At 61.7% G+C, this 19,937-nt stretch carries 17 protein-coding genes; 11 read left to right on the top strand and 6 right to left on the bottom strand.

The features are described from left to right. Positions 1–154: 154 nt before the first annotated feature. Together ACSSNI_RS08030 and ACSSNI_RS08025 are read right to left on the bottom strand one after the other, a co-directional pair. Positions 155–1,774, bottom strand: coding sequence for an NAD(P)/FAD-dependent oxidoreductase (locus ACSSNI_RS08030; RefSeq protein ID WP_200636120.1), 1,620 nt, complete (start codon positions 1,772–1,774; stop codon positions 155–157). Positions 1,775–1,942: 168 nt separating this feature from the next. Then, positions 1,943–2,674, bottom strand: coding sequence for a carbonic anhydrase (locus ACSSNI_RS08025; RefSeq protein WP_200636122.1), 732 nt, complete (start codon positions 2,672–2,674; stop codon positions 1,943–1,945). Between ACSSNI_RS08025 and ACSSNI_RS08020 the strand changes: the two genes are divergently transcribed. Beyond that, entirely contained in the window at positions 2,673–2,924 is a 252-nt protein-coding gene (locus ACSSNI_RS08020; RefSeq protein WP_200636124.1) for a hypothetical protein, read from the top strand. The genes ACSSNI_RS08025 and ACSSNI_RS08020 overlap by 2 nt on opposite strands. A 21-nt stretch (positions 2,925–2,945) precedes the next feature. After that, positions 2,946–3,404 carry a YehS family protein gene (locus ACSSNI_RS08015; RefSeq protein WP_148923984.1) on the top strand — a complete coding sequence of 153 codons (459 nt, stop codon included), beginning with the start codon at positions 2,946–2,948 and terminating at the stop codon, positions 3,402–3,404. 68 nt (positions 3,405–3,472) lie between these two features. On the opposite strand, the gene ACSSNI_RS08010 is transcribed toward ACSSNI_RS08015, so the two are convergent. Beyond that, positions 3,473–3,865, bottom strand: a complete 393-nt coding sequence (locus ACSSNI_RS08010) for a DUF4168 domain-containing protein (RefSeq protein WP_200636126.1) — start codon at positions 3,863–3,865, stop codon at positions 3,473–3,475. A 152-nt stretch (positions 3,866–4,017) separates the two neighbouring features. On the opposite strand from ACSSNI_RS08010, the gene ACSSNI_RS08005 reads away from it, so the two are divergent. Beyond that, entirely contained in the window at positions 4,018–5,505 is a 1,488-nt protein-coding gene (locus ACSSNI_RS08005; RefSeq protein WP_159969291.1) for an ATP-binding protein, read from the top strand. Beyond that, positions 5,498–6,895, top strand: coding sequence for a sigma-54-dependent transcriptional regulator (locus ACSSNI_RS08000; protein WP_102837840.1), 1,398 nt, complete (start codon positions 5,498–5,500; stop codon positions 6,893–6,895). The genes ACSSNI_RS08005 and ACSSNI_RS08000 overlap by 8 nt, the downstream gene beginning before the upstream one ends. Before the next feature lie 97 nt (positions 6,896–6,992). Here ACSSNI_RS08000 and ACSSNI_RS07995 read toward each other — a convergent pair whose 3' ends face one another. The 3 genes from ACSSNI_RS07995 to ACSSNI_RS07985 form a co-directional block, all read right to left on the bottom strand. Next, positions 6,993–9,365, bottom strand: a complete 2,373-nt coding sequence (locus tag ACSSNI_RS07995) for a putative bifunctional diguanylate cyclase/phosphodiesterase (RefSeq protein WP_200636128.1) — start codon at positions 9,363–9,365, stop codon at positions 6,993–6,995. Next, a complete protein-coding gene (locus tag ACSSNI_RS07990; RefSeq protein WP_200636130.1) occupies positions 9,352–10,428 on the bottom strand; it encodes an ABC transporter substrate-binding protein in 1,077 nt (358 codons plus the stop codon). The genes ACSSNI_RS07995 and ACSSNI_RS07990 overlap by 14 nt, the downstream gene beginning before the upstream one ends. Before the next feature lie 216 nt (positions 10,429–10,644). Next, on the bottom strand, positions 10,645–11,220 hold the full coding sequence (locus tag ACSSNI_RS07985; RefSeq protein WP_102837815.1) for an antibiotic biosynthesis monooxygenase: 576 nt from the start codon (positions 11,218–11,220) through the stop codon (positions 10,645–10,647). Positions 11,221–11,688: 468 nt separating this feature from the next. On the opposite strand from ACSSNI_RS07985, the gene ACSSNI_RS07980 reads away from it, so the two are divergent. The 7 genes from ACSSNI_RS07980 to ACSSNI_RS07950 all read left to right on the top strand — a co-directional run bounded on the left by ACSSNI_RS07980 (position 11,689) and on the right by ACSSNI_RS07950 (position 19,841). After that, the gene (locus ACSSNI_RS07980) at positions 11,689–13,239 is read left to right on the top strand and encodes a phospholipase effector Tle1 domain-containing protein (protein ID WP_200636132.1); all 1,551 of its coding nucleotides are present in this window, start codon (positions 11,689–11,691) and stop codon (positions 13,237–13,239) included. Then, positions 13,239–13,898 (top strand): DUF2931 family protein, encoded by a 660-nt coding sequence (locus ACSSNI_RS07975; RefSeq protein ID WP_418952659.1) that lies wholly within the window; start codon positions 13,239–13,241, stop codon positions 13,896–13,898. The genes ACSSNI_RS07980 and ACSSNI_RS07975 overlap by 1 nt, the downstream gene beginning before the upstream one ends. A 145-nt stretch (positions 13,899–14,043) precedes the next feature. Next, positions 14,044–14,664 (top strand): CDP-alcohol phosphatidyltransferase family protein, encoded by a 621-nt coding sequence (locus ACSSNI_RS07970; protein WP_200636134.1) that lies wholly within the window; start codon positions 14,044–14,046, stop codon positions 14,662–14,664. Then, complete coding sequence (locus ACSSNI_RS07965) at positions 14,664–15,263, top strand: lysophospholipid acyltransferase family protein (protein ID WP_200636137.1); 600 nt, start codon at positions 14,664–14,666, stop codon at positions 15,261–15,263. The genes ACSSNI_RS07970 and ACSSNI_RS07965 overlap by 1 nt, the downstream gene beginning before the upstream one ends. Next, positions 15,260–16,204 (top strand): phosphatidate cytidylyltransferase, encoded by a 945-nt coding sequence (locus ACSSNI_RS07960; RefSeq protein ID WP_200636139.1) that lies wholly within the window; start codon positions 15,260–15,262, stop codon positions 16,202–16,204. The genes ACSSNI_RS07965 and ACSSNI_RS07960 overlap by 4 nt, the downstream gene beginning before the upstream one ends. 285 nt (positions 16,205–16,489) lie before the next feature. Continuing rightward, positions 16,490–17,449: a PfkB family carbohydrate kinase gene (locus ACSSNI_RS07955; protein WP_200636141.1), complete on the top strand. Its 960-nt coding sequence runs from the start codon at positions 16,490–16,492 to the stop codon at positions 17,447–17,449. Next, complete coding sequence (locus tag ACSSNI_RS07950) at positions 17,442–19,841, top strand: glycoside hydrolase family 65 protein (RefSeq protein ID WP_200636143.1); 2,400 nt, start codon at positions 17,442–17,444, stop codon at positions 19,839–19,841. Before ACSSNI_RS07955 ends, ACSSNI_RS07950 begins: the two co-directional genes overlap by 8 nt. Positions 19,842–19,937: the final 96 nt, after the last annotated feature.

Below are 19,937 nucleotides of genomic sequence, written 5' to 3'. Positions count from 1 at the left end.
CACGGACCGAAAAAGGTCACTGCAAATTTGCCGTGCCGTCTCGTGACGCGCAGCCGTTAGCGCCGCCGCCGCGCGCAGCGAAAGGGTTTGATGGGCAGGCAACAGAGAGAGGAGCACGGACGAACGGCATCGCCGTCGCCCGTGCTAAACGGTGTTAGCTCTGCAGATCGGCCAGCATTGCCGTGGCGACCGCTTCGGCGACCTTGATGCCGTCCACACCCGCCGAGAGGATGCCGCCAGCATATCCAGCGCCTTCACCGGCGGGATACAGGCCGCGGGTGTTGATGCTTTGCAGGGACTCGTTGTCGCGCTTGATCCGCACCGGCGAAGAGGTGCGTGTCTCGATGCCGGTGAGCACCGCATCGGCGCGGTCGAAGCCGCGAATCTGCTTGCCGAAAGCCGGCAGTGCTTCGCGGATGGCCTCGATCACGTAGTCGGGCAGCGAGGGCGCCAGGTCGCCCAGCTTTACGCCGGGCTTGTAGGACGGCTCGACCTCTCCAAATTCGCTCGACGGCTTGCCGCGAATGAAATCGCCCACCAGCTGCCCCGGCGCGCAGTAATCTCGACCGCCCAGCTCGAAGGCGCGTGACTCGAGCCGTTCCTGCAGCTCGACGCCGGCCAGCGGGCCGCCGGGGAAATCCTCGTCCGGGTTGATGCCCACGACGATACCGGCATTGGCGTTGCGCTCGTTGCGCGAGTACTGACTCATGCCGTTGGTCACCACGCGCTCTGGCTCGGAGGTTGCCGCCACCACCGTGCCGCCCGGGCACATGCAGAAGCTGTAGACCGCGCGGCCATTCTTGGCGTGGTAGACCAGCTTGTAATCGGCCGCGCCCAGTTCCGGGTGGCCGGCATACTTGCCCAGACGCGCGTTGTCGATCAGCGACTGCGGGTGCTCGATGCGAAAGCCCACGGCAAAGGGCTTGGCCTCGATATAGACGCCGCGCTCGTGGAGCATGCGGAAGGTGTCGCGCGAGCTGTGACCCAGCGCGAGCACCACGTAGCGGCTGCGCAACTCTTCACCATCGGCCATGCGCACGCCCTGAATGCGCCCATCTTCGATGATGAAATCGACCACACGGCTGTCGAAACGCACCTCGCCGCCGAGCGCCTTGATCTCTTCGCGCATCGTTGAAACCACGCCGGTCAGGCGGAAGGTGCCGATGTGCGGCTTGCTGACAAACATGATCTCTTCAGGCGCGCCGGCACGGACGAACTCGTGCATCACCTTGCGGCCGTAGAACTTAGGGTCCTTGATCTGGCTGTAGAGCTTGCCGTCGGAGAACAGCCCCGCGCCGCCTTCACCGAACTGCACGTTGGACTCGGGGCTCAGCACCTTCTTGCGCCACAGCGCCCAGGTGTCCTTGGTGCGGCTGCGCACATCACGACCGCGCTCCAGCACGATCGGGCGGAAGCCCATCTGCGCCAGCGTCAGCGCGGCGAACAGGCCGCAGGGGCCGAAGCCGATCACCAGCGGGCGCTCGCTCAGCCCTTCTGGCGCCTGGCCAACCGGGTAGTAGCCGGTATCTGGCGAGACACGAATGTTGCGGTCATCGGCCAGGCGCGCCAGCACCTTCGGCTCGTCCGCCACGCTGGCATCGATGATGTAGACAAAGGTGATTTCGCTGTTCTTCTTGCGCGCATCGTAGCTGCGCTTGAACACCGTGAAGTCGAGCAGCTCGGTATCGCTGATTCCCAGCCGCGCCACAATGGCGTGGCGAAGGGCCTCGGCGGGATGGTCGAGCGGCAGTTGCAGTTCGTTGATGCGAATCATGACAGGTCCTGGCCGGTGGCCCCGGCAGAGGTGAGGTGGCGACGCGGCGAACCCGGGTGGCTCGCGCGGCGCGCAGTTTAGCTGCGACGGGTCAGACTGTCATGAACGAGGATCGAGTGAGGCGGGCCGGCCGCCGCGGATGCGATAGCCGGTCGCCTAAGCGGGAAGCTACTGCAGGATTACCCGAGCGTTCACCGGTTGCAGTGGGCGGTTGTTGGCATGCCCAACGGCCTCGGTCAGGGCTTGGATTTGCGCGCTCGAGGCGACGATGGGCTGCTTGAGCACCAGCCAGCGAACCCCTTCCGAGCAGGGCGGTGTGGTCAGCGAGCCGTTGAACCGGTAGTAATCCAGATCAGCTGGCAACATGTCGCGGATGTTCACCTGTTGCGCCACGGGCTGTTTCGTACCGCTTGTCGGCGGAGCGCTCCAGAGGTCGGCAAGTACCGCGTTTTGCTGGCCTTCCTTGAACATCACTGCCACGACCGCCAGCTTGCCGTTTTCGTCGGCATGCACCAGATGGCCTTCCAGCGGATACGACTGGCCTTTGATGTGGTTTTCGCTGGGCATGTGAAAGTGAAACTGGATGAGCTGGAACGTCTCGCCATCCAGGGTGAGCGTGCTGCCCGGCTCGTAGGCCACTTGCACCGTATGGCCGTTGTTAGCGACCTCGCTGGCGCCGGCCTTGTAGTCGACTGCCAAGGGTTTCAATTCCGCTTCCACGAAGCCCTGCAAGTTGACAGGCGACTGATTTTCGCCCGCGCAAGTGTTGAATTCAGGGGTGAGCGTCGCCCAGTTCTCGGGCCCTTTTTCGCCTGAGTAATCCCATTGCGTGCCGGGGGTGACGGCGAGCGCGCTGGTGCAGAACAATAGCGTGGCCAATGACGGGGTGATTGTTTTCATGTCGATTCTCCTCGGCTCGGGTATCTGCGCCGCCATCTCCGGCCTGGCAATATCGATGTCGTCCGCTGTTGGTAACCACGGCCGCAATGGTTTCGGGGCGCAGGTGCTGCAGCTTTTTCACTGCTTTCTATTTTGTCGATCAAAGCCCGGCCGTGTTCGCCTGATCCGACGGGGTGTGGCAGTTATTTGGCCGGCGAGCTTTTCGCTTCCCTTTCTGGTTAACGAACTTCACCATGCGGGCCTTGTTTAGGTTCTGAAGTCGGAGCGACCCATGATCAATAACGATGTGATGCGCAGCGTGCGCTACATCCTCAACGTCAACGACGCCAAGATCGCCGAGATCACTCGGCTTACGGGTTGCGAGATTCCCGACAGCGAAGCGGTGGCCTACCTGAAGAAAGAAGACGAGGACGGCTTCAAACCCTGTCCCGATCGGATCATGGCGCACTTTCTCGATGGCCTTGTGATCTACAAGCGCGGCAAGGATGAAAGCCGGCCGACGCCGCCTATCGAGCTGCCGGTGACCAACAACATGGTGCTGAAGAAACTGCGCGTCGCCTTCGAGCTGAAGGAAGACGACATGCATGCGATCCTCCAGTCGGTCGACTTTCCGGTCTCCAAGCCGGAACTCAACGCGCTGTTCCGCAAGGCCGGGCACAGCAACTACCGTGTCTGTGGCGACCAGTTGCTGCGTAACTTCCTCAAGGGGCTGGCGCAGCGGGCGAACTGAACGCCTGTCGAGCGCCCATGGTAAAGCCCCGCTTTGATGAGCGGGGCTTCTGGTCACGCTGACGAGCCTTAGCTCTGGATCATCGAAATGACCTTGTCACGCAGCTGAGGGTCGTTCTGTACCGCCTGGTTGATGGCGTTGTATTCCTCAATGCTCAGCTCATTGTTTTGCACCGTCTCCAGCATTTTCTCGTTGGCCTGCTGCTGCAGCTGCTGGGCTTCTGCCGGATCGCCGGTTTTCTCCAGCTTGGCCGTGAAGTCTTGACGGATCTCCATGATCTGATCGAGAGACTCGGCGAATTTCTCCAGTTTCTTATCGCTGATGTCCGAGGCCTGCATGGCCGGTGCGGTCTGCGGCGCCTGCGGCTGGCTAGCCTGCTGCGCCAACACCTGTGAGCTGCCCGCTGCCATGAACAGGGCTAGAAGGCTGGCAGAAACGACACGAGATTTGAGCATGGTCATGAGCTTGATCCTGGTTCTGAAAAAAGACACTCAGGGCTTTGCATCAGCCATGCCAGCTCAATGGAAAATAGATAACCTGTTGATTCTTTTAAAGTTTCGCCATTCGTCCCGTTTACCTCGACGGGCTGATCGGCGCTCTGTATGGTGCCAAAATGGCACATGTAGCAGTTTGGCAAAGAACTTCAACCTTGCGCGGCGCGCTGTTGTTGAAGGTGGTGATTCCCCTGGTCGCGATCATGCTCGGCTTCAGTTATCTGATGCTGTGGACAGTCGAGCGCAACAGCGAGCGGCGTCTGCAGGAAGAGGTCGAACTGGTGGCGCGGGCGGTTCGGCTGCCGCTGAGTGACAGTCTGGAGAAGAAACACGAACGCACCTCGCAGCAGGTGCTGGAATCCGTACTCGGCGTTGGTCGTGTCTACGGCGCCTACCTCTACGACGATCAGGGCGAGCTGGTGGCCTTCGCTGGCGCCATCGAGCCCGACCAGGACCAGACTTCGATTCAGGAGCTCACTGCTGACGGCAAACGCCGCGGCGGCTATCAGCGCATCCGTGGGCGTGAGGTGTATTCCTACTTTCTGCCGCTGGAGCAGAGCGGTGGTCGCATCAACGGGCTGCTGCAGGTGACCCGCCGCTGGAACGACTTCGAGCGTGACACCCGCAGGCTGAGGTTCATCGCCGGCATATCGGCGGCGGTGCTGGCGCTGGCGGCCGTCTGCATCGTGCTGCTCGGGCACTGGTCGGCCATTGGCCGCCATCTGCAGCAACTGACCCAGAGCATGGCCCGTGTCGCTGACGGCGATCGTAAACACCGCGCCCCGCGCAGCGGCCCCCAGGAAATCGCGGTGCTCGGCCGGGCGCTGAATCAGATGCTCGACAGCATCGCCGATTCCGAGCAGCGCATGGCCGAACAGAAAACGCGCGAGGCGGAGCTCGAAGCACGCTTGCGGCGCTCCCAGCAACTCGCCGCCGTGGGGCGGCTGGCGGCAGGCGTTGCCCATGAGCTGGGCAGCCCGCTCAGCGTGATCGATGGCAAAGCGCAACGGGTGCTGCGCAGCGAGACGCTGGAAGATGGCCAGCGCAAAGGGCTGCTGCAGATCCGCAGCCAGGTACAGCGCCTGAGCGAGATTGTCCGCCAGCTTCTCGACTTCGGTCGTGCCGCCGGGCGACCTGTTCGACGCATGCCTGCCGAGGTGCTGGCGCACTCATCGGCTGCCGCGGTGGCGGACGAGCTGGCCGTCCTGAACGTGACCCTGCAGTTGGAGGCAGCGCCCGAGCCGTTGTTCTGCGAGGTCGATCCGCCTCGTTTCGAGCAGGCGCTGACCAATCTGCTGCGCAATGCCGCCCAGGCCAGCCCCGGCGGACAGGTGTTGCTGCGCTGGTGGCGGGAAGAGGGCTGTCTGTTGTTCCAGGTCGAGGATGACGGTCCTGGCGTCGCCGAGCAGCACCGTGCGGCGTTGTTCGAGCCATTCTTCACCACCAAGCCGGTGGGTCAGGGCAGCGGCCTCGGGTTGGCCGTGGCTCACGGCGTGGTTGCTGAGTGCGGCGGGCGGATCGAATTGGTCGAGAGCTCGCTCGGTGGCGCGGCATTTCGTATTTCGTTGGCGCTGGCCGGTGAGGAGGATGGCGATGCAAATGGATGACAGCACACCGCAGCGGGTGCTGGTGGTGGAAGACGACGATGGCCTGCGTCAGCTGCTGGTCGAGGAACTGGAGGATCGTGAACTCAGCGTGAGAGCCGTGCCCAGCGCCGAGGAGGCGGTGCCGTTGCTGGAAGGCTGGGAGCCGGATCTGGTGCTCAGCGATCTGCGCCTGCCAGGTGCCGATGGCATGGCGCTGCTGCGACGGGTCAAGTCGATGCAGGCGGCGCCCGCGTTTCTGGTGATCACCGCCTTCGGCAGCATTCAGCAGGCGGTGGCGGCGCTCAAGGAAGGCGCTGATGAATTCCTGACCAAACCGCTGGACCTCGACCACCTCGGCCTCGCCGTATCGCGCGCTCTGGAAACACGCCATCTGCGCGACGAGGTGCGGCGCTTTCAGCAGTTGCTCAGCGACGACCGTTTCCACGGCATGCTCGGGCGCAGCCGGGTGATGCGCGGGCTGTTCGATCAGATCCGCCAATTGGCCCGTGCAGCCGGGCCGGTCCTGGTGATCGGCGAAAGTGGCACCGGTAAAGAGCTGGTGGCGCGCGCCGTGCACGCCGAAAGTGAAAGGGCCGGGCGCCCGTTCCTCGCGATCAACTGCGCCGGGCTGCCGGCCGAACTGCTGGAAAGTGAGTTCTTTGGTCATGCCGCGGGTGCTTTCACCGGCGCCAGCCGCGCCCACAAGGGGCTGTTTCAGCAGGCCGATGGCGGCACCCTGTTTCTCGACGAGATTGGCGAAATGCCGCTGCCGCTGCAGGCCAAGCTGCTGCGTGTGCTGCAGGAGGGCACCATCCGGCCGGTGGGTGGCGAGCGCGAATTGAACGTGGATGTGCGCATAATCGCAGCCAGCAACCGGCCGCTGGAAACCGCCGCCGGCCGGGAGTCCTTTCGCGAAGACCTGTTCTTTCGCCTGGAGACCTTCATCCTGCAGGTGCCGCCGTTGCGCGATCGCGAGGAAGACCGCGAACTGCTCGCCGCCGGTTTCGTCGCGCACTTCGCCGCACGTGACGGCCGCCCAGTGCGGGGCCTGTCCCCCGCGGCGCTGGAGCAGCTCAGGCGCTATCCCTTCCCCGGCAACGTACGCGAGCTGCAGAACGCCATGGAGCGCGCAGTGACCTTCTGCCATGGCCGCAGTATCGAACTGGAACACCTGCCGGCACGCATCGGTAATTTTCAGGACAACCCGCCGGAGCGCCAGGCTGACGAACTGCTCGGCTTGATGATCGACGGCCCGCTCTTGCCGACCCTCGACGAGCTGGAATTGCGCTACATCCAACACGTGCTGGAGCGGGTCGAGGGCAACAAGCGCCGCGCTGCGGCCTTGCTCGGCATCGGCCGGCGAACGCTGTACCGCCGCCTGGGCGAAAAGGAGCAGGACGACAATGGCTGATGCAGCCGTGCCGGGACCTTTGAAACGCAAACAATGCGCTGGCTGAGAGCAATCGTCCGCGAGCGCCAGAAACGAGTCGCTCGCGGCGAGGCACTGATTAGCTGGGCTGCACCGCCGTACGCGGCGGCAACCGTTCCAGACGCAACTCGGTCTCCGACCGAGTACGCACCGCTACCCATTCCGCCAGCGCCGCTACCGTACGCGGCGGCGAGATCAGATAGCCTTGGAACAGGTCGCAGCCGGCCTGCAGCAGCGCGGATTGTTTTTCCAGGCTGTCGACACCCTCGGCATTGACCCGTTTGCCCTGGGCCTGACAGAACGCGACGATTGCCGTGAGACTTTGCTGCATCTCCGGACGGGTCAGTCGCTCGATGATCGCCATGTCCAGTTTGATGGTATCGGCCGGGTATTCGAGCAATTGCTGGATCGAGGTGTAGCCGACCCCGAAATCGTCGATGGCGACTCGGAACCCGGCCATCCGAATTGCACTCACCGCCGCCATTGTGGTGCTGCTGAGTTCAGCGGCGAAGGTCTCGGTGAGCTCGATCTCTATGAGGCTGGTGCAGATACCATGGTGCGCGGCGCGTTCGGTCAGGTAGCTGCACAGGCGATCATTGTCCAGCTGCGCTGACGACACATTGATCGCCAGGATGACGCCTTCGCCGAACAGGCTGACCAGTTGCGGGTAACCGGCCAACGCGCGGTCGATCACCCAGCTGTCGATCTTCGGAAACAGGCCTGCGCGCTCGGCGATGGGAATGAATTCGCCTGGTGACACCGTGCCCAGCAGCGGCGAGTGCCAGCGCAGCAATGCCTCGCAGCTGACCACCGCACCTTCACGGTCCACCGCTGGCATGTACACCAGACGAAATTGGTCGTCGCTGTTGAGGGTGCGCAACTGTTCCTCGATCAGGCGAATACGCTGGTCGCGTTGCTCCAGCTCTGCCGAGAACGCCACGGCAAAGTTCTTGCCCATGGCCTTGGCCTGATACATCGCGCTGTCGGCGCGCGTCAGCAGCTGGGTGACCGAGGCGGCATCGTCGGGGTAGCGGGCGGTGCCGATGCTTACGCTGACCTGATAGAGGCGGTCGTCCACCCGGAAGCCGCCGCGGCACAGGCCAAGCAAGGCGTCAGTGAGTTCGGTCAGGCTGTCGTTGGCGGCCGGCGACAAGAGCAGGACGGCGAATTCGTCACCGGACAGCCGAGCAAAGGCCGTTTCGGTATCCGGACGGGATTCGCAATGCCGTTCAAGCGCGCGCTGTGCACGCAGGGCAAAGATCCGCAGCAGCGCATCGCCGGCATCATGGCCGTGTTGATCGTTGACCTGTTTGAAGTTGTCCAGGTCGAGAAACAGCAGAGCCAGATGTTGTCCGCCTCGCTCGCACTTCGCATGCATGGCCGCCGCCAATATGCCGAAGTGGGCGCGGTTGCTGATGTGGGTCAGGCTGTCAGTCCAGGAGATTTCCTGGATGCGCTGCAGGGCCTCGGTGTTGCGCTCATGGAGCGTCTTCATGTTCAGCGTCAGACGGCCGATTTCACCGCCGTCCGTGGGCTCGTCGAGCGCCGTCCGCTTGCACAGCAGCAGGTCGGTGAGCTGTTTGTCCAGGTGGCTGATGGGGTCGGTGACGTAGCGGCGGATCAGCAGCAACAACAACCCGCTGGTAATCAGGCAGATCAGCGAACCGCCGATGATAAAGGCGAGGCTGAGCCCGCGCAGGCGCTCGGCAAGGTAGTGCGGCGGAGGCGTCAGGCGGGCCTTCACTGATGCCGACAGCTCGACGTCCGCGGACAGGCGTGACGTCTCGGCACCCAGCGCCGGGGCGATCTCGACCGCGGCACTGTAGTCGGCCTCGAGTTGGTTCTTCAGGGCGATGAACTGCTCCGGGCGCACGGCCAGTTGCAGGGTAAACGCCTCCTCGCGCTGGCTGGGCAAGGGGCGGGTGGCCGAGGCCGGCAGGATGAAATCGGTGGCCAGCAGCAGCGGTCCGCCTTCAGCGTTCTCTACATAGACCATTTCGTCGGTGTTGGCGGCCTGCTTGGCCTCGCTCACGATTCGCTGCTGGGTGGCATTCATGCTGGCGAACGGCGACAGGCTGCTTTCGAAGTAATAGGCGACGTCGCCGTCCGGCTCGACGATGGCAAAGGAGACGAACGATAGCCGCGCACTGGACAGTGAGCGGATGCTCTGCTGAATGCGCAGGCCGAGGGTTTCGTTGCGGTAGGCGATGTCCGATTCCCGCAGGAATGCCAGCAGCGCTTCGCTATCGGTGATCGAGTAAAGCGCGCTGCGATTGAACGCCTGGTAATCCAGATAAGCCGATTTCAAAGCCGACAGCCGTTGCGCCAGGCGTGCCTGTTCGAGACCCAGCAGCGATGCGCGCTGGGTCATGTAGGCCATCGTGGCGGCCAGCAGCTGGACGATCAGGATGACCGGAAAGATCACCAGCAGTGCGCGCTTACCGAGCGTCATGAGCGTTGATCAGAGCGCTGATGATGCGTCGCCGTGTCTGCGTCGCTTCCAGCGGCCGCGTCTCGTATACCTGGCTGTTTTGCAGCACCGCTTCGGGTGGGTAGATGATCGGGTCCTGGCGTATCGCCTCAGGCAGCAGCGCCTTGGCAGCGACGTTGGTGGTGGCGACACCGAGCTCAGCGCTGTTCAGGGCCGCAATTTGCGGGTTGTTAAGGAAATTCAGGAAGCGATAGGCCAATGCCTTCTGCGCGCCCTTGGCCGGAACGGAGAGGCAATCCACCCATAGCAGCGTGCCTTCCTTGGGCACCATGTACTGCCAGGGTTCGCCGTCGATGCCTGGCACTGCGTTAAGCACTTGCTGGTCACCGCTATAGGCCAGCGCCATGTCGGCCTTGTCGAGGTAACGCTGGCTGCGCAACGAGGTGATTACGTATTCGTAGGTCAGCACCGCAGGCGATTGCGCCTGCAGCAACCTGAAGGCCGCTTTCAGTTCGTCATCATTCGAGGTATTGATCGAGCGCTGTTGATAGAGCAGCGGACCGGCGAGGATGTCTTCATGGTCCTCCATCATGATGATGTGCGGTTCGTCGCGGTTGGCCGGCTCAAGCAGGTCCGCCCAGGACTCTGGCGCCTCAGGCAGGCGGTCAGCCCGATAGGCGATGCCCAGTGTGCCCCAGAGGTAGGGAATAGCATGCGCGCCGCAGCTGTCGCGCCAGCGCTTTGGAATGTGCTTGATATTGGGCAGCGCTTGCTCATCGACCCGATCAAGCAGCCCGCGTTGGCCGAATCGCGAGGCGCTGATCCGCTCGGTCAGGGCGATGTCGATCAGGTGGTCGGGTTTGGCCAGGACTTCGTCGCGTTTGTCACCGCTGTCGAAATACACCTGTTCGATCTTCACGCCGGTTTCGGTTTCCCAGCGTTCGACTACCGCTTCGCTGAGATATTCCTCCCAATTGAGCAAGTTCAGGGTCTGGGCCGCTTGCGGGGCGGTCGACGGAAACAGCACGCAGGCCAGGGCCAGGAGGGCGGCCGGGGTTCGGAATAGTGGTTTCAGGTTGTTCATCAGGCTGTCCATCCGCTGCGGCATGTCCATATCGAACCGTCGCGGTAACCCCTATTGTTGCGGGTCGCCTCGACTGGGTTTCCTGCTCTGCGGTGCGCTGGGCGGGCGCACTCAAGCGCGACCGCCCAGTCATATTATCGACAGGCGGTGATGGCACTTTAATGGCGTCAGGCGAATGACGGCAACAAGTTTGTCATGTTGCCGCAGCCGTTCCGATCAGCGGGCGGTGATCGGCTGTTTAGTGGGCATGACCCGGGGGCGTGGCGAACTCTGCAGCCAGGGTGCCAGCAGCCTCGTGGAGAGCGGGATGAACAGGTAGGTCATCAGTGGCGTCAGCGCCAGGGTGCTGAGCAGTATCCGCATCACCAGGCTCAGCTCGGCGAGCACGCCGCCAAACATCAGGTTGAACAGCAGCGAGACCGGGAAGAATGCCAGCCAAATCGCAATGCTCTGCTTCCAGCGCGGCGGCGGCGGGCTGTCGGCGCCGCCAAACCAGGCGTCGATGCCACGCGCGCGCTGCTCGTGCGGCTGGCCGAAGAGTTCACTGCCACGCTGCAGCCAGGCCCGACGCGAAGCCGAATGCTCCCAGGAGTCGAGGGTCTGCTCATCGGCAAATCGGAAGACGATCTGAAACTCATCGTCGCCAGGCGGAGGCGCCAATACGCCGGAGCCCAGGTAGCCGGGAAAGTCCGCGGCCAGTTGTTCGCCCTCGTGTAACCAGGCGAGGAGGTCGTGGTAGCGGCCATCGCGCACGCGGCGGGCCACCATCAGGGTGACGGGTTCGGTAGACATCGTGTATCTCCAGCATCAGGCCGGCCACCCGGGTAGGGCATTCGGCAAACGCAGCGCCGGGATGGTGGGCTGCGAAACAGTTCAGGCAAGGATCATGCCCGGGTCCTCCGGCCGCGGTGGACCCGGTAAGGTCGGCAGGGGCGGAAGACGCAGCCCACTATACGGAGATTCTGTGCACTTGAAAGGGGCAATCGCCCGCTGTTGGGGCTTGGCAGGTTCAATCAGATTGAGATGACTGGCTCGATCGGTTCTGCGTTGAGCATTCCAGGAAATGGCAGCGTCACCTTTCCGCCCTGCTGTTTACCGCACAGATCCGCAACACTAGCTAAGCACAGTGTGAACGATGCGCTTGAAACAACGCCAGCGCTCGGCCCTACTGGCACACCATGGCGTGGCGCCTGATTCATCGTGACCACGTCCAGCGCGCCTATACACGGCCACAGACTTCCAACCATGGACGGTGGAACAATGAGCGGTTACATACCCAATATCCCCAGAGCCAAGCGCGACGCCGAGTTGAAGGATGTTCAGCCGGTCGACATTCATGCCGAGCGCTGGGCGGAATACGAGCGCCACAGCAGCGAGCCGGCCAGATCACCTGAGAAGATCAAGCTGGCCTTGCGTATCGGCGTGTTCTTCGATGGCACCCTTAACAACGCCACCAACGCTGCGCTTGGCTTGGCATGTGGCGCGCATCATCCGATAGCGGTCGAGGATCTCAACTCTAACTGCAAGCCCTATATGGCCGAGCCGGATAGCAGTTATGGGAATGATTTGACCAATGTGCGCAAGCTGATGAGCCTCCATGTCGATCGGGCCGATGCCGAAGGGACGGGCCCGCAACGACAAGTCTCCTTGAGAATTTATATTGAGGGTATTGGCACGCAAAGCGGTGAGGAAGACAGTGCCTTGGGGTATGCCATGGGGCGGGGCGCTACCGGTGTTCAAAAGTGCGTTCAGCACGCATTTACCAGAATCGGTGCTGCTATCGGTCGCGCGAAGACGGGGAATCCTGGCGGCGAAATCACCTCGCTGACCTTTGATGTTTTCGGTTTTAGTCGCGGAGCTGCAGCGGCGAGGCATTTCGCCAATGAAGTCGTCAAGGGCAAGCAAGGCCCTCTCGGTGCGGCTTTGCAAAGCAACGCAAGCGCGTTCGATCAAAGTTTCGTCGACCGCTACGGACGGGATATCAATGTCGGTTTTATCGGCCTGTTCGATACGGTCGCTTCGGTAGGCGGCTTGGCAAATCTGGGCAACGTCAAAAGCGCTACCACTCCGGGTTTGAACCTATACCTGCCGCGCAAGTACTTTACGAACGTGGTTCAACTGGTGGCGCGCGACGAGATACGCGCCAACTTTCCATTGAGCGAAGTCAGCCCGGACCATACCGAAATCGCCCTCCCGGGCGTTCACTCGGACATCGGTGGCGGCTACCTGGACGACGCCGAGGAACGAGTTCTGGTCAGCCCCATGCAAGCGCTGGTGGTAGAGCAGCGGGTCGATGTCACGAAAACCTCTATCTACCAGGATGCGGCGGATGCCAAGCAGCACATGATCGCTGCGGGTTGGCCTGCGGCCATGCTGGAAATCGTCATCCCTGAGGCGCAGTTACTGCCTGTTGATCCGCGTGATCGTCTGGCACCTCGGCAGAAAAGAGTTTATGCCGGACTGCAGCTAAAGCGTCGGGTAAGTAGCGGGCTTTCTCGTGTATATCTGCAGGTCATGCACGAGTTGGCTAGAAAAAAGGGCGTCAGGTTTGATGATATTCCCGATGATCCGCATTATTCAGTCCCCGATGAACTGGCAGCGATAAGAGATCGGTTTGTCCATGAAAATTATGCTCTGAATGAGAGCGAAGAGGTTGTTCTGAATCATCGCTATATACATTTTTCAGCGCATTGGAATAATCCGTTCGGCAAGAAAACCGCAAGCGGAATTAGGTTGATTTACTTCAATGCACCTAATATGGGAAATGTGCGTCGGCTCCATCCTCACGTAGCCGAATGGAGCTTTCCATGATCAAGCATATTTGTGCTGTGGCAATGCTTTTATATCTAGCGGGTTGCCATCCAGTAGATCCGCTATCGGGTGAGCGCGATCCAAAGGATCCGTGGTGGAGTTTGGAATTCTTTGCTCCGCTTTACATGACTGGTTGGGTCGAAGCGAGCTGGGTGGAAGATGTCCACGGCAAACTTTTCAACCATGGCGTTGGCGGCGTTATCGGTACTGGACATTATGGCTATGACAGCGAGCTGGCTAGAGGTTGGCCCAGGGGCAAGTCAGGAGGGATCCATGGAGTTGTCGGTGCAGATCAGCCCAAGCGTGTCTATGTTCGTTGGCAATCCATAGTGGAGCCGCAAACCTATCGAGTATGGATTGATATTCCTGAGGAAGCTCGGCAGCTCATGCACAGGTCCACTCATCGGCGCTGCCCGGAAACACCAGATCAGCCGGCCCTTTATATCGCGGCTCTTCATTTGGGATTGGCTCCGGGCGGGATTGTGCAGGTATGGACTAGGGATGAGTGCAACAGGCCGGTCGAAGTGGCCCGCGCACGAGCCGAGATCGAGCCGCTCGGCCCTTCGCAAGGAAAAACTGATGGACGCTACGCTTACAAAGTTAATGAGAACACCAGGCGTTACATAGACAAGTATGGAATTCCTTACGGAAGTTGGTAATAGCGTAGAAAGCATGCATGAATGACCATCCGCGCATATTGTTTCAGCATAACGAGTCGGCATGGAATGCCGGCGCCGTTTGAACGCAGGCCTAGCAGTCTTCGTTTTATAAAATCCGGATAAACAACAGGTAAAGGAACGCCTAATGCAAGACAACCGAAGACCCATTACATCCCGATCTAAACGCTGGGCAATGGAACTTGCCACGCTTTTGATCAATCGCGATATCTCGCCTAACCAGATTTCAGTTGCCAGTATCGGATTTGCTGCCGTGGCGGCTGCAAGTATGGCAGCGTCCACCGGCATACTCGCTTCTCTTTCGGCAATCGTATTTATTCAGCTCAGGCTGATATGCAACCTGCTCGACGGCATGGTGGCGATCGAGGGCGGAAAGCAATCGACATTGGGTGGGCTGTATAACGAGTTTCCGGATCGCATCGCAGACAGCCTGTTGATCGTGGCGCTTGGGTATGCAGCTGGCGATCCGTCTTTAGGTTGGTTTGCTGCGCTTGCCGCTGCTTTGACTGCCTACGTGCGGGTCTTCGGCGGATCGCTCGGGCTCAAGCAAACATTCGCCGGGCCCATGGCCAAGCAGCATCGCATGGCGGTGATGACGGCTGGCCTGGCGCTGAACATTCCCGAGTCACTGCTGTTCGCCACTCACAATGCGCTGTATATCGCGCTAATCGTCATCGCGGCTGGGTCCGTTGTGACCTGCATCACCCGCACCCGAATAACTGCGCGTCAGTTGAAGGAGGCCCAGTGATGTGGCTCTCCACCCTATTGATCTCTGTTCTGCGGCTACTACTGGGTGCCAGCGCTCGTTTCGAAAGCACGCCTGACCTATCCGGCCAGCGCATCTATTTCGCCAACCACACCAGCCATATCGACACCCTGGCAATCATGGCAGCCCTGCCCAGGGAGGCGAGGCTCAATACCAAGCCACTTGCCGCAGCCGATTATTGGGGCAAGAACCGATTCCTGAGATATATCGCCACGCGTGGGCTAAATTCGGTGCTGATCGATCGAAAATCCAGAGAAGGTGAAGACCCTCTGGAGCCCGTACATCGTGTGATGGAACAAGGCTGTTCGGTCATCATATTTCCCGAAGGGACACGCAGGTTTCAGGCGCTTCCCGGCGAGTTCAAGTCCGGGCTTTATCGCCTCCATCAAGCGTTTCCGCAGGCGCTGCTGGTACCCATCTATCTGGACAACCTTTATCGCTCGATGCCGAAAGGCAAGCATGTGCCGCTGCCAATCATCTGCACCATTCGGATTGGCGATCCTCTTTCAGTGGTTGAGAACGAAGCGATCGGCGACTTCTTGAGCCGGGCCCGTGAAGCTGTCGTGAGGCTCGCCAAATGATGATCGAAAACAAGTTCTATCTATTGATGGTCGGGGTGGCTTCCTTACTGGCGTTGGCCACCATCACCGGGCTGATTCTGAAGCGCTTCGTCAGAACGGAGGGCGCTATTGCGACGGTCGACAACCTGAATCTGCGGGTCAATGCCTGGTGGTCGATGATCGCTGTCTTCGTCGCCTCGTACCTGTTGGGTAACACTGCAACTGTGGTGCTGTTCGCGTTCGTTTCGCTGTTTGCGCTACGAGAGTTCATCACACTGACCCCCACCCGGCTGGGCGATCACAATGCGCTGTTTGCGGCCTTCTTCATCCTCATTCCCTTGCAGTACATCTTCATCGGCATCCACTGGTATTCGATGGTCACGTTGCTGATTCCGGTTTATGCGTTCCTGTTCCTGCCTTCGATTGCGGTGCTGTCACAGGAGACTGATGGATTCCTCGAACGGGCGGCTAAGATTCAGTGGGGCGTCATGATCACGGTGTACTGCATCAGTCACGCACCGGCGCTGCTCATCCTTGATCTGAATGGGTTCGAAGGGCAGAACGCCTTGCTGCTGTTCTACCTGATGTTCGTCGTTCAGATCAGCGACGTGCTGCAGTACGTATTCGGCAAGCTGTTCGGAAAGACCAAAGTCGCGCCTATCGTCAGTCCCTCCAAAACAGTTGAAGGGCTGGTGGGCGGCGGACTGGCGGCAGTGCTGGCCGGTGGCTGCATGTATTGGCTGACGCCGTTCAGTTTCTATCAGTCTTTGGCCATGTCTTTTGTGATCGTGCTGATGGGGTTCCTCGGTGGGCTGACGCTTTCGGCGATCAAGCGCAGCCTGCAAGCGAAGGACTGGGGGACGATGATCAAAGGTCACGGCGGCATGCTGGATAGGATGGATTCGGTGTGCTTTGCCGCGCCGGTATTCTTTCATCTGACCCGTTATTTTTTCTCGGCTTGATGCTCCGGCGGCGGCCATCTCACGAGATGACCGGGTGTGATTACCGGGCGCTGGCGCCTCGCGCGCTTGCCGGTACAGGCAGTTCGTATGGCGGGTTGCTGTGATGCCGGCGCCGCAGCTTTGATCCGTTGCGGGCTGGTAGGAGGCGGTCAATGCGTAAGGGTCGTGGTTGAGCCGGCCCTCGTCTCGAGCCACCAATCAGGCTGCGCGAGACAGCCGAACGGCGAACCCTCGCCGCCGGTTCAGGTCCGTTGAAGAACGAGCTTGAGCCGTCGGAGCATGCCTATGCAACGCCTCACCCTGCTGTCGCTTGGCAGCATTAACGCCGATTTCCAGGTGCGGGTCGACGAACCTGCTGGCAGCCGCGAAACCCAGCTTGCCCATGACCTGTGTCGCCTGTCTGGCGGCAAGGCCAGCAATACGGCTTTCATCGGCGCTCGTTTCGGTCATCGCAGCCTGTTGCTTGGCCGCGTCGGCGACGATGAGCTGGCCGAACAAGCGCTCGCCCCGCTGCGCCAGGCCGGCGTCGAGGTCGAGAACGTCGGGCGCGCAGCCGGCCAGTCCACTGGCGTGTCGATGATCATGGTGCCGCCCGACGCGAAGAAGAACATCGTCCTGGCGACGAATGCCAACGATTGTTGGGACGAGGCTGCCATCGACGCCATGGTTGCCGTGATCGACGGCTGCGAAACGCCCGCCTGCCTGGTGCTCGACTATGAAGTGCCGGCGCGAGTGGTAAACAAGGCGCTGGAGGCAGCGGCTCGAAAGGACATTCCGGCGGTGCTCGATCCATCCTTCCCTGACCGGGTGGACGAGGGGCTGTTGCCCAAGCTGCATGCAATCACACCAAACGTCTCGGAAGCCGAGGGGCTGGTCGGCCACTCGCTCGACTCTATGGACAAACTCGCCGATGCCGCTCGCCAGCTGCAACGCGACGGGCCGGGGATCGTATGTATCAAGCTGGGCGATGGCGGTTGCGTATTGGCGACCACTGACCAGACCCTTCACATTCCGCCGGGCGACGTAGAACCGGTCGATACGACTGGTGCGGGCGATGCTTTTACCGGCGTATTCGCCGTGGCCATGCTCGAAGGCCTTGAGCCGCGTGAGGCCGCTGCGTGGGGGGTGGCCGCCGCGAATCTGGCCGTCACCGGTTACGGCTCGCAGCCTGCGTATCCTGATCGGCAGCAGGTGGTCGACCTGGCGCAGACGCTACTCGACAAGGCGAGAGTGTTTGATGGCTGAGCCGAACACACCGTGTCAGATCGTCTTTGATCATTACGACTGCGATGACGAGCGCCGTCGCGAAGCCTTGCTGGCCTTGGGCAACGGCGTCTTGTCGTGGCGGGCCAGTGCGCCGGAAGCTGCGGCAATGTCCGATGCGGACGACAGCAAGCACTACGCAGGCTTCTACCGCGCCGGCTGGTATGACCAGGCGCCGCGCGAGGTCAATGGCGATACGGTGCACATGGCGGCGCTGGTCAACTTGCCCGATCCGTTCGGTCTCAGCTTTGCGCTGGGTGATGGCGACTGGTTCAGTCTCGATGGGGTCGATTTGCAGCGTTATCGGCAAGCGCTGAATCTAAACGATGGCGCGCTCGAGCGGCAACTCAGCTTCGAGCTGGCGGGGCATCGGGTAGAGCTGCTGGAGCGTCGTCTGGTCAGCATGGCAACGCCCAATCTCGCCGTGTTGCGCTGGGAGTTGCAGCTGCCGCCCGGTCTCGAGGTGCGCCTGCGCTCAGTGCTCGACGGTGGCGCAGTTAACGCCGGGGTGGAGCGCAACCGCGCCTATGAAGGGCGCCGTCTGCAGCACCTGGCGTTCGACCATGACGACAACGGCACTACCACCCTCAGCGCCCGATTGCATCGCCATCGCCAGCGCCTGGCGATGGCGATGCAGCTCCGGACGCCTGGGCGTCAGCTCCAATGGCGTAGCACCACCCACGAACAGCGACTGATTCAGGACGCCCGCTGCGCGGTGCCGGACGACGGTCGGTTGATCATGGAAAAGCGGGTGGTGGTGCTGATCGACGAGGAGTGCCCGGTTACCGATAAGGATGCCCGTAGCGAGGCATGGCGACAGTTGCCTGGCGGCGAGTATGAGCAGCTGGAACAGGCGAGCGCCGAGGCCTGGCGAACCCTGTGGCAGGGGCACTCACTCGCCTCGGACGATCCAGAGCTTCAGCGAACCTTGCACTTTCACGCGTTTCATCTGCTGCAAACAGTTTCGCCACACAGTGTCGGCCGCGACCTCGGCTTCCCGCCTAGAGGCTGGATGGAAGGCTATTACGGTCAGGTGTTCTGGGATGAGCTGTTCGCTTTTCCGGTGCTCGCGACCCATTGGCCGGAGCTGGCCAGGAGCCTGCTGGATTACCGCTACGCTCGGCTCGACAAGGCGCGCGAACGGGCGCACCGAGCCGGTTTGCGTGGTGCCATGTTTCCCTGGCGCAGCGCCCGATCCGGCGAGGAGGAGACGCCGCCCTGGCAGTGCAACCCGATGTCGGGCCGCTGGATGGCCGACCATACCCGCCTCCAGCGGCACATCGGTTCGGCCGTGGCTTACGATGCCTGGCAACTCTATCTGGCCACCGCTGACGAGGCGCTGCTGGCCGGCCCCGTTGGCGAGCTGATCATCGAAGTGGCGCGGTTCTGGGCCAGCATTGCGCAGTTCGATGCGTCGCGACAGCGCTACCTGATTTGCGGCGTGATCGGCCCGGACGAGTATCACAACGGCTACCCGAACGCGGCTGAGCCCGGGCTGAACAACAACACCTACACCAATCTGATGGCCGCCTGGACGCTGGACCGTGCGCGGCAGGTGCTGGCCTTGCTCAGCGAGGCGGATGCGGATGCTCTGCGGGAGCGTCTGGTGATGAAGCCGGACGAGCCTGAGCATTGGCAGACGGTAGCGGAGGGCCTCTACCTGCCGTTTGTCGATGACCAGCTGCTCAGTCAGTTCGAGGGATTCGACCGGCTGGAACCACCGCCGCAGGAATGGTTGCACGGCGATCGTCCGCGGCTGGACTGGATGCTCGAAGCGCGGCATGACAGCTGCGACCGTTACCAGCTGACCAAGCAGGCCGATGTGCTGATGGCCTACTACCTGGTGCCTCAACAGACCCTGCAGGGGATTCTCCAGCGTCTTGGTTATCCTCATAACGCCGCCAGCGCGCGGCGCACCCTGGCCTACCACTTGGCGCGCATCACCCACGAGTCGAGTCTGTCCAAAGTCGTCTGTGCCGGTGCGCTCGCCGACATCGACCTCGAGGCGTCCTGGGCTTACTACAGGCAGGCACTGGCCACCGACCTGGGTTCGCCAGGCAATCGCGGCACCCAAGAGGGCGTGCACCTCGGCGCCATGAGCGGCTCGCTGGACGTGTTGCAGCGTCACTACCTGGGCGTTCGGCTGGAACTCGATGGGCTGCACCTGTTCCCGTCGCCGCCGGCTTCGCTGCCGCCGGTCTCGCTGTCGCTGCTGTTTCGGCAGGCGCGCCTGCATCTGCAACTGGCCAATGGCGCGCTGGTGGTACGGGCCGATTCCGCCAACGTCGCCCCGGTGCCGTTGCACTACGCTGAAGGAAAGCGCGAGCTCGCGCCGGGCGAATCGCTTGAAATCCGTTGCCAGTCGACGAGCTGAGCTGTTGGCAACGCATTGAAACAAGCCTGAGCGTCGGGACAGCGGAACGCCGCAGCGCCGGCCACGTTCAATACAGAACGTGGTCAAACAAGGAGA

The organism is Stutzerimonas tianxiuensis, from assembly GCF_053470365.1.
This window is presented reverse-complemented; position numbering and strand designations above follow the sequence as displayed.